8 protein-coding genes, 1 tRNA gene and 1 pseudogene are annotated in these 8,349 nt (G+C 64.8%); 2 read left to right on the plus strand and 8 right to left on the minus strand.

What is annotated here, in order from left to right:
• Position 1: 1 nt before the first annotated feature.
• Entirely contained in the window at positions 2-991 is a 990-nt protein-coding gene (locus J2S97_RS06705) for a DMT family transporter (RefSeq protein WP_307047714.1), read from the minus strand.
• Between J2S97_RS06705 and J2S97_RS06710 the strand changes: the two genes are divergently transcribed.
• Positions 990-2,402 (plus strand): aminotransferase-like domain-containing protein, encoded by a 1,413-nt coding sequence (locus J2S97_RS06710; RefSeq protein WP_307047716.1) that lies wholly within the window; start codon positions 990-992, stop codon positions 2,400-2,402. The genes J2S97_RS06705 and J2S97_RS06710 overlap by 2 nt on opposite strands.
• Positions 2,403-2,510: 108 nt before the next feature.
• Here the strand turns inward: J2S97_RS06710 and J2S97_RS06715 are convergent, their stop codons facing one another.
• From J2S97_RS06715 to J2S97_RS06745, 7 genes are all read right to left on the minus strand, one after another.
• Positions 2,511-3,866: an MFS transporter gene (locus tag J2S97_RS06715; protein WP_373460504.1), complete on the minus strand. Its 1,356-nt coding sequence runs from the start codon at positions 3,864-3,866 to the stop codon at positions 2,511-2,513.
• Between the two features lie 183 nt (positions 3,867-4,049).
• The gene (locus J2S97_RS06720; protein ID WP_307047720.1) at positions 4,050-4,847 is read right to left on the minus strand and encodes an IclR family transcriptional regulator; all 798 of its coding nucleotides are present in this window, start codon (positions 4,845-4,847) and stop codon (positions 4,050-4,052) included.
• Positions 4,848-5,151: 304 nt separating this feature from the next.
• Positions 5,152-5,442, minus strand: coding sequence for a hypothetical protein (locus J2S97_RS06725; protein ID WP_307047722.1), 291 nt, complete (start codon positions 5,440-5,442; stop codon positions 5,152-5,154).
• A gap of 100 nt (positions 5,443-5,542) precedes the next feature.
• Positions 5,543-5,618 (minus strand) — tRNA-Val (locus J2S97_RS06730).
• 110 nt (positions 5,619-5,728) lie between these two features.
• Positions 5,729-6,649 (minus strand): NAD-dependent protein deacetylase, encoded by a 921-nt coding sequence (locus J2S97_RS06735; protein ID WP_307047724.1) that lies wholly within the window; start codon positions 6,647-6,649, stop codon positions 5,729-5,731.
• A gap of 4 nt (positions 6,650-6,653) precedes the next feature.
• Positions 6,654-7,157 (minus strand): peroxiredoxin, encoded by a 504-nt coding sequence (locus J2S97_RS06740; protein ID WP_307047726.1) that lies wholly within the window; start codon positions 7,155-7,157, stop codon positions 6,654-6,656.
• Positions 7,154-7,573, minus strand: coding sequence for a DUF3052 domain-containing protein (locus J2S97_RS06745; RefSeq protein ID WP_214956791.1), 420 nt, complete (start codon positions 7,571-7,573; stop codon positions 7,154-7,156). Before J2S97_RS06745 ends, J2S97_RS06740 begins: the two co-directional genes overlap by 4 nt.
• Before the next feature lie 396 nt (positions 7,574-7,969).
• Here J2S97_RS06745 and J2S97_RS06750 point away from each other — a divergent pair.
• A pseudogene (locus J2S97_RS06750) lies at positions 7,970-8,349 on the plus strand (pyruvate dehydrogenase (acetyl-transferring), homodimeric type); the annotation flags it as partial.

The raw sequence follows: 8,349 nt of genomic DNA on the forward strand, positions 1-8,349 counted from the left end.
GCTAATCCTTTGCAGGCTGGAGGGATCTTGTGTCGTGTTGGACAGCGTGCGGAGCGGTCGCCGGCTTGTCCATTGGCTTCAGTCGGACCCGGACGGCGGCACCTGCGCAGAGTATGACCGCGAGGCCGCCGACAATGGTGGACAAGGTCAGGGCCTCGCCCAGCAGGAGGCCGGCCCAGCAGATGCTCAGCACCGGCTGGACGAGTTGGATCTGGCTGACCTGGGCCATGGGTCCGATGGCCAGGCCCCGGTACCAGGCGAAGAAGCCCAAGAACATGCTCACCACGCCGAGGTACGCGAATGCCCCCCACTGGACGGCAGTGGCTGACGGCGGTTGCTGGGCCATGGAAAGCATCGTCAGGAACACCATTAGCGGCGATGCCAGCACCAACGCCCAGGAGACGGTCTGCCAGGGGCCGAGCTCCCGGGCAAGCATGCCGCCCTCGGCGTAGCCGATGGCCGCTGCCACCACTGCACCAAGGAGCAGCAGGTCCGCCGAGTGCAGCTGTCCGAATCCGCCGGACTGCATGGAGGCGAAAGCGATGGCCGCCAGCGCGCCCACACCGGTGATCAGCCAGAACGCTACGGGCGGACGCTCCCGCCCTCGGAGGACTGCAGCCGTCGCCGTCGCGGCCGGGAGCAGCGCGATGACCACCGCGCCGTGGCCGGCCGGCGTGGTGGTGAGCGCGAAGGAGGTCAGCAAGGGAAAACCAATGACGACGCCGGCAGCCACCACCGCCAGCCGGGCCCACTGGACGCCGCGGGGAAGCCGCTGCCGCGCGAGGGCGAGGGCGATGACGGCCAGGACCGCGGCGACCACCGCGCGGCCGGACCCGATGAACAGCGGCGAAAGCCCCGCGACGGCGACTTTCGTGAAGGGAACCGTGAACGAGAAGGCCGCTACTCCGAGGAGGCCCCACCACAGTCCGGAAGGAACCCGGGACAGTACCACTGGCCGAACCACGGTAGTAGCGCTACTATTGTGTCTCATGAACAACGATAGCAGTTCCCGAATTGCGACGCGACTACGGGAATGGATCGCCAAAGCCGCACCCGGATCGAGGCTGCCGCCAACCCGGTCGCTGGTGGCTGAATACCAGGCCAGTCCCGTGACCGTCCAAAAGGCACTGCAGACCCTCACTGCGCAGGGCCTGATCGAGAGCCGCCCCGGCGTCGGGACCTTCGTCCGGGCCGTCCGGACTGCACGCCCCTCGGACTATGGCTGGCAGACGGCTGCCCTGCGGTCACCGCTGGCACCGCTACCGTCAGCCTCCACCACCATGCGCGACGTGGCGAACGACGCCATAGCCTTCCATTCCGGCTACCCGGACCGGGAACTCCTACCCGAGCGCCTCGTCCGTGCAGCACTCACACGGGCAGCCCGGGGCGACGCAGCGTTGTCCCGTCCGCCCGCAGCGGGCCTGCCGGAACTGCAATCGTGGTTCGCGCACGAACTCGGCGCTTCGACACCGGCCGGAACCACACCGCCGAACCCGAGCGACGTCGTCGTACTGCCCGGAAGCCAGAGCGGGCTCAGCTCAATTTTCAGCGCGCTCGCGGGCCGCGGACAGCCGCTGCTGATGGAATCACCAACCTACTGGGGCGCCATCCTGGCAGCAGCCCAGGCCGGGGTCCGCGTCGTCCCGGTGCCGAGTGGACCGGACGGTCCGGACCCGGCGGAACTGGCCCGGGCCTTTGACGAAACCGGCGCCCGCCTGTTCTACGCCCAACCGAACTACGCGAACCCCACCGGTGCACAGTGGGCCGCAGGGCGGGGTGAAGAGGTCCTGGATGTGGTGCGCGCCAAGGGTGCGTTCCTGGTGGAGGACGACTGGGCGCACGACTTCGGCATCACCACCAATGCGGTGCCGGTCGCCTCCCGCGACGACTCCGGCCACGTGGTGTACCTTCGTTCCCTGACCAAGAGCGTGTCCCCGGCCATCCGCATCGCCGCCGTCATTGCCCGCGGCCCGGCACGTGAGCGCATCCTCGCAGACCGGGCGGCCGAATCGATGTATGTCAGCGGCCTGCTCCAGGCCGCGGCGCTCGACGTCGTGACGCAGCCCGGCTGGCAGACGCACCTGCGCAGCCTGCGCCACCAGCTCCAGTCGCGCCGGGACCTTTTGGTGACCAGCATGCGCGAGCACGCCCCGCAGGCGCACATCGAGCAGGTCCCCAAGGGAGGCCTGAACCTCTGGGCCCGCTTGCCCGACGGCACGGACCTCGAACGCCTGACCCGCGACTGCGAAAGCGCGGGAGTGATCATCGCCGCCGGGCGGGAGTGGTTCCCGGCAGAACCCGCAGGCGCGTTCATCCGCCTCAACTACTCCGGGTCCAACCCCGGGGCCTTCCCCGAAGGTGCGCGGATCATCGGCCACGCGCTGGAACGCAACGCCGCCTAGGAACCAAAGGTCCGAACGGGCGCCGGCGCAGCAAAGGCCGCGACACCCTCCTTGCGGAGGGAGTCACGGCCTTTGCGTCGGAGTGCGGTGCCGGTCCTGCGGGCGGTGCTAGCTCGCGTCCTCCGTGAGGACGAGGTCACGGCCGACGGTCTCCGGAGTGAAGAACGTGGTGGCGAACGAGATCAGCGCGAGCACCAGCGAGTAGATGGCAAGCACCAGCCAGGAGTGATCCGTTGCGGCCAGGAGCGAGGCGCCTACGAGGGGAACAAGCCCACCGGCCATCACGGCGGAGAGTTCGCGGCTCATGGCAACACCGGTGAAGCGGTACTGGGAACCGAACAGCTCCGGCAGGAGCGGGCACTGCGGGCCGAGCATGGACTGGACGCCGATGGCGATACCCACCACCATGACCACCCAGACCAGGGTCACGTTGCCCAGCGTCACAAGGTAGAACGCCGGGATGGCGATGACAGCCTGGAACAGTGCACCGTAGCGGTAGACCGGCACCCGGCCAAACCGGTCCGAAAGCGCCCCGAAGGTGACCACCATGACGGCGGCAAAGCCGGCGGCAATGAGCAGGCCCACGGGACCGATGAACTTGTCGCCCGGGAAGACGCCATCCTTCGCTGCCAGGAACGCGATCAGGAGTGCCGAGTAGATCGACGAGTTGCCGTTCTCACCCATGCGCAGGCCAATGCCAATCAGCACATTTTTCTTCGAGTGCTTCCACAGCTGGCCGATGGGGTTCTTGACCACATTCTTGTGCTTCTCCAGCTCCTGGAAAACCGGAGTTTCCTTGAGCCGGAGCCGGATGAAGATCGCCACGGCGATCAGGAGGATGCTGGCCAGGAACGGCACACGCCACAGCCAGCCTTCCAGGACCGCCTTGTCAGCCATGGCAATCAAGGCGAACGTGCCGGCACCGAGCAGGGTACCCAGCTGGATGCCGACAAACGGCAGGGAAGCGAAGAATCCACGACGGCGGCGCGGCGCGACTTCGGAGATCAAGGTGGTGGCGCCTGCCTGCTCGGCACCGGCACCGAGGCCCTGCAGGATGCGCAGCGTGACGAGGAGGACCGCGCCCAGCATTCCCGCCTGTTCGAACGTCGGCAGCAGGCCGATCGCGAAGCTCGCCGTACCCATCAGGCCGATCGTCAGGATCAGGACCATCTTGCGTCCGAACCGGTCACCGATGTAGCCGAAGATGACCCCACCGAAGGGGCGGGCAGCGAACCCAACGCCATACGTGGCGAACGAGGCGATCAGGGCGCCGTCTTCACCGAGCGGCTTGAAGAAGAGCGGCCCGAAAATGAGGGCCGAAGCCAGGCCGTAAATGTAGAAATCGTAGTACTCCAGAGCGGAGCCTACGGAGCTGGCAAGAGTTGCCCTCCGCAGTTGTTCCGGTTCGACGACGGCGTCGTCCACATCGGCAAGCGGTGAATTAGTACGAGTTGTCACTAGCACTCCCTTAAGAACACTCCAGACCCCCGTTGGTCTGGTGGGATAGCGGCGGCACCGGTGGTGTCGATCACTATATTGAACAGAGTACAGCACATTGAACGGATCGCCAATGATGAAATCCGATTTATTTTCCGTGACTCAGTGCCCGCCTTTTGCGCCCCCGTCAGGGCAGCGCAAGCTGCACAGCTAGCCCATGGGGTTACCCAGGGACCGGGCCAGCTCCCTCAGTTCTTTCACCATCATTGCCCCCTGCTCAGCGGAGTAGGTGGCCTTCAGGGCAGTGACGGACAGCCCCAGGCTCGGACCGTGGGCACCCCTCGTCGGGACCGAGACCGCGAGGCAGACAACGCCGGTGGTGGACTCCTCGTCCTCGAAGGCATACCCCTGTTCCCGGATGAGAGGCAGCTGCTTCTTGAAGTCCGCCCCGGTGCGTAGCGACTTGGCAGTGAGCACCGGGAGTTGCAGATCGTCAGGGAACATCGCTTCGATGTCATGGTCGTGCAAGCGGGCGATGAGTGCCTTGCCTACCGCGCACAGCGACACCGGCATCTTGTCACCGATATTGGACGTCAGCCGGACAGCCGGGTGCCCTTCGTAACGGGCAAGGTAGATGACATTGGCGCCGTCCAGCATGGCGATGCGGACGGTTTCACCGGACAGGGTGGGGGCCTGCTCGCAGAAGCGGTAGAACTCCTGAACCTCATCCAGCCGGCTGAGGTAGGCGGCGCCGAGCTCCACAAGTTTGCGCCCCAAGGTGAAGTCCGCTCCCTGGCGGTTGATGAGACGGGCCTCTTCAAGGGCCAACAAAAGATTCGACGTTGACGACTTGGGGATGCCGAGTTCCCGGGAAAGATCGCTCAGCGTGAGCCGGCCCGTCGCGGAAGCGGCCAGCGCCTCCAGAACAGCGGCGGCACGCGTCACGGCCGGCGCGGGGGACGCACTCCCCAGTCCATCAGAGGTGCGGGGAGCTTGGGAATCGGCCATGATTCTCCTTCAGGTAAAGCGCGTCCGTTAAAGCGCCGTTCAAGTCAAAGGTGTGTTCAATCAGCTGAACAGTAATCATCATAATGTGTGGAGGCGGGATCCGCTCCCTTCAGCCGGCCCCCCGCTTCCCAGTGCGACCTGCGCCGACTGCGGCCCGGACACGAAACGTGGCGTGTCCCCGCCCGCACTGTTTCACATTTCGAAAAATTCACTGTATATTCATTTCAAGCCTTCCACCGCGGCATCCCCCAATAGCCGCGGTGGAAGGCTTTTCCAATTCCCGGGCAGAATCGCCCTGCCGGAGTCAGGCGGCGTCAGCCACGGCCTCCCTCAGCCGCCAGCCGCCGCCAAGTCCATCGCGGACTAGTTCCATGGTGGTGAGGGCAGAGTTGGCGTTGCTGCCCAGCCGTGCCTGGACCCGCCACACCTCAATATCCACCCGGCCGAGGCCCTTCGGCATCCTTCGCTCGGCCTCCCACCAGCGAACCCGTTCAAACCAGCGGACCGGCTCTGCGCCGATGTTCCATTCCCGTCCACCGCGGACGAGGGACAGCGGCCGGCCGTCCGCGGCCATCCTCATCACAACATGTTCCATGCCGCAACACTATGGACAGGGTCGGACAGTTTTGCCTTGGCCGCAAATACAAGAAACCCCGCCCTCGCTGGCCTTTCGGCCTGCAATGACGGGGTTTCGCTGGTGGGTCCTACCGGGATCGAACCGATGACATCCACGGTGTAAACGTGGCGCTCTACCAGCTGAGCTAAAGACCCAAAACGTGACCTAGGCGCCTCAGCGCTTCAACCAACGAACAGCAACTGTACCGGATGAATCCTGCAGAACGCCAATCGGCATTCGCCTTATGCCTGCAGTGAGTGGCACATCACAGGTCCGGCAGTTCGCGGGCAAGCCAGGTGAGGGATTCGCTGACACCGGCTTCCAGCTTGATAGTGGCCAGGTCGTCACCCCGGGTGGCTCCCCTGTTGATTATGACCACCGGCTTCTCGTGCCTGGCGGCATGCCGGACGAAGCGGAGGCCGCTCATGACCGTCAGTGAGGATCCGGCAACAACCAGGGCGGCGGCGTCATCGACCATCGCATAGGAGCGATCAACCCGGTCCCTCGGAACATTCTCGCCGAAGTACACAAAGTCCGGCTTGAGGGTGCCCCCGCATGCGGGGCAGTGTGCCACGACGAAACTGCGGATGAGCGCCGAGTCCTCCACCGTCGCATCGGCGTCGGGCGCCATTTCCACAACGCCGTCCGCCAGCGCCTTTTCGAGGAAGCCAGGGTTCAGTTCCTCCAGCACCCCGGCCAGTAGCGTTCGGCTGTACCGCCGCCCGCAGTCAAGGCAGGCCACGCGGTCGAAGCGGCCATGGAGGTCCACCACGTTCACGCTGCCGGCGTCCTCATGCAGCCGGTCCACGTTTTGGGTGATGAGGCCGGTCAGCAGGCCGCGCTGCTCGAGCCTGGCTGCCGCAGCGTGGCCGTCATTCGGATCTGCCCGCCGCAGGTGGGACCAGCCGATGTGGTTGCGCGCCCAATACCGTTGCCGGTTGTCGGGGTGGCCGATGAACTCCTGATAGGTCATGGGTGCCCGGGGCGCGGCACCGGGCCCCCGGTAGTCCGGGATGCCTGAATCCGTGCTGAGGCCGGCCCCGGTGAGGAGTGCGAAGCGCCTTCCCGCCAATGCGTCCCTGATGAGCCGAAGGACTCCGAGCTGGTCAGGGGCTGGAAGGGCGGCGCTCACCGGTGGCAGGCTGGCGAATCCAGTCATGCCAAGTCCGGGGCGCCGCTCCCCCATGCCGTCAGCTCCCGCCGAGCTCCGCGAGGGCGGCACGGTATCCAGCCAGGTCACGGGCTTGGCCGCGAGGATTCACCACGACGTAACGGATGATGCCGTCCGCGTCGATGATGAACGTTCCCCGCTTCGCCATCCCGCTGTCGGGATCGAACACGCCGTATAGTGAGGCCGCTCCGCCGTGCGGCCAGAAATCCGCCAGCAGATCAAAGCCGTAGCCTTCCTTCTCGGCGTAGGCGCGCAACGCGAACTTGCTGTCCACGGAAACGGCAAGGACCGTCGCGTTCACATCGGCAAACACCGACAGGTTGTCGCGGATTTCACAGAGCTCGCCGGTACAGATTCCGGAAAAGGCAAACGGATAAAAAACGACGACGACGTTGCGCCCGCGAAGTCCCGACAGCCGGACGGGCTCGCCGTATTGATTGACAAGTTCAAAGTCCGGCGCAATGTCGCCGATTTCCGGAACAACGCTGACCGCGTCGGCGGTCTGTACCGGCTGTGGGGTCACTTGTTCTTCCTGGTGACCAGGCGCGTGGCGCTCCAGTCCTTGGATACACCCGGCGATGTCGTGAGGTGCAGCCCCGCTGTGGGCGCAGCTTCCTGGATCTCTGCAGGGGACACGTAACCGGGCCTCCCCGACTTTGGCGTCAGTACCCAGACCACACCGTTCTCACTCAGGGTGGTCAGGGAATCCATGAGCGTGTCCACCAGGTCCCCGTCGCCGTCGCGCCACCAAAATATGACGGCATCGACTACGTCGTGGTCGTCTTCATCAAGGAGTTCCGAGCCCGTGAGGTCTTCAATATCGTCACGCAAGTCGAAGTCGACGTCGTCGTCGTAACCGAACTCCTGAATCAGATCCCCGTTTTTGAAACCCAATTTTTCCGCCACATTTACCGAAGTGGCGGCGTCGGCCTCGCTCACGTGTTCCTCCAATGCTTAGTCATTTTCATAAATCTAGTGATTTCCATTACTACAAGCCAACACCCTTTGTGCCTGCTCTTCAAGCTGTTGCCCCCGCGATCCCACTTATTCTGCGTCACACCAGGGGCTGGCGTCCGTCCGCACAGGCGGCTTTCCGTCACACAACCAGTATGACGTCAAATGCGACGGGGCCGTCAGGCAGCGGCTACGCATCGGATAGCTCTCACAGCTAGAGTGGCTGGTGACGACTATGCCGGCGGGGCGATCGCCCTGGATTTATACGGTCATAGACGTGATAGGACCCTGCCCGGCGCACATGACCGGGCTGTTGTAACCGATACGTCGCACACGTCGCGTTCACGCCAGGCAGTTACCCTGCCGGACCTGAGGGCGCCGATGCATGCGCGCAAAGAGAGGTTGGACGTGGCTGCAGGAGAAGATACCTCCCATATCCTCAGCGGGTTGACTAACCAGCTGCCTGATCGTGATCCGGAAGAGACCGCCGAATGGATTGAGTCCCTGGATACGCTGATCAGGGAACAGGGCACCGAGCGTGCCCAGTACATCATGCGCAGTCTCCTGCAGCGTGCCGGCGCCCAGAGCGTCGGGGTCCCGATGGTCACCACCACGGACTATGTGAACACCATCCCGGTGGACCAGGAAGCACCGTTCCCCGGCAATGAGGAATACGAGCGCCGGTACCGGGCGTACATGCGCTGGAACGCCGCGGTGATGGTGCACCGGTCCCAGCGGCCGAACATCGGCGTGGGCGGGCA

Origin of the sequence: Arthrobacter oryzae, from assembly GCF_030812315.1 — a bacterium.
Lineage (GTDB): Bacteria > Actinomycetota > Actinomycetes > Actinomycetales > Micrococcaceae > Arthrobacter > Arthrobacter oryzae_B.

Coding starts and splice junctions, on each gene's coding strand:
- J2S97_RS06710 (WP_307047716.1), top strand. CDS start 990: ATGAACAACGATAGCAGTTCCCGAATTGCGACGCGACTACGGGAATGG.
- J2S97_RS06705 (WP_307047714.1), bottom strand. CDS start 991: ATGAGACACAATAGTAGCGCTACTACCGTGGTTCGGCCAGTGGTACTG.
- J2S97_RS06720 (WP_307047720.1), bottom strand. CDS start 4,847: ATGGCCGATTCCCAAGCTCCCCGCACCTCTGATGGACTGGGGAGTGCG.
- J2S97_RS06725 (WP_307047722.1), bottom strand. CDS start 5,442: ATGGAACATGTTGTGATGAGGATGGCCGCGGACGGCCGGCCGCTGTCC.
- J2S97_RS06735 (WP_307047724.1), bottom strand. CDS start 6,649: ATGGGGGAGCGGCGCCCCGGACTTGGCATGACTGGATTCGCCAGCCTG.